2 protein-coding genes are annotated in these 1320 nt (G+C 35.2%); both read left to right on the top strand.

Annotation, left to right across the window (positions count from 1 at the left end):
* Positions 1-146: 146 nt before the first annotated feature.
* The gene (locus tag ABT186_RS47775; protein WP_259760236.1) at positions 147-770 is read left to right on the top strand and encodes a mobilization protein; all 624 of its coding nucleotides are present in this window, start codon (positions 147-149) and stop codon (positions 768-770) included.
* 16 nt (positions 771-786) lie between these two features.
* The coding region (gene fic, locus ABT186_RS47770; RefSeq protein WP_351930709.1) for a protein adenylyltransferase Fic at positions 787-1320 on the top strand (534 nt) is incomplete at its 3' end.

Here is a 1320-nt window from a genome sequence, read left to right as displayed (position 1 = left end):
AAAATCCTCGATGATTTTGAACGTCGCTTTTCAAAAGACATGAAAAATTACGAGCAAGAACAACAGAAAAGCCTAGAAAAACAAGTGAATAGAGACGTACAGTCTGAAAAGAAACCAACAAAAGATCATGATCGGGGGATGAGTCGATGAATAAAGATGAACAACTCGTTGTTCAAGTATTAAATGCTTATAAAAATGGTAAAATTGATTTCAGTCACGTTCCAGAACTAGACCGCTTAGTCCGTCAAGAAGTTAATAAAGACTTTCGGGGCTACCAAGAAAAAATAGAAGCTGTTGCGAGTCAAAAAATGGAGTCTGCCATTCAAGAACAACTCCATCGTTTAGAGGCAGAAAACTTAAAAGCGACCATACTGAAAGACATTCAAGTTGAAAAACAAGCATTACTCGCTTTGAAAAAAGAACTGAATGAACAAAAAGAGCAGATAAAAGCAGATCGCAAACGTGAGATTGTCGAACGTTACAGTATTTTGATTGTGAATATTATCTGCCTGTTCTGTTTCTTAGTTGTCGGTATTCTCATCGGACGATGGATTTATAAAGGTATCTGGGATGGTTGGGGTTTGCATATTTTGTATGACACAGTGATGGAAATACAGCCTAAACATCCTTATGGGGCAGTCGTTCTTGGATTAGGTGGTTTTGGTTTAATCGGTGCTGGAATTTATGGCAGTTTTCGATTAATGTATACCGCTTCAACATGGTTTGATCAACGTCCAAAAATTTTCAAAAGAATCTTTCCGAAAAAATAGAGAGTGAGGGGATATTTTGGTTTTAGATAATAAATTAGGCTTAACAAATTCAGCAGAATTAGCCAAACAAGAAGAGTTATTAACGAAAAAAAGAGCCAAAGAATTGTTTGAGTCTGGCAAAATAGAGGATCTGGAAATTGGGACGTTTCAAGGCTTATCTGATATTCATCAGTTTTTATTCCAAGATATTTACGACTTTGCAGGAAAAATTCGAGAAGTGAATATTGCGAAAGGAAACTTTCAATTTGCGCCACGTATTTTTTTAGCGCAAACACTTGAATATATTGATAAATTACCTCAAGAAACATTTGATGAAATTATTGATAAGTACTCGGATATGAATGTGGCGCATCCTTTTAGGGAAGGCAATGGACGAGCCACTCGTATCTGGTTGGATTTAATTCTTAAAAATAAACTATACAAAATTGTCGATTGGAATCAAATTGATAAGGATGAATATTTAAATGCCATGATCCGTAGTACAGTCAGCACCAATGAATTAAAATATTTGATTCAAAAGGCTTTAACCGATGATTTAGGAAAAGAACAA

The organism is Streptomyces sp. NPDC001634 (genome assembly GCF_040298185.1).
GTDB lineage: Bacteria > Actinomycetota > Actinomycetes > Streptomycetales > Streptomycetaceae > Streptomyces.
This window is presented reverse-complemented; position numbering and strand designations above follow the sequence as displayed.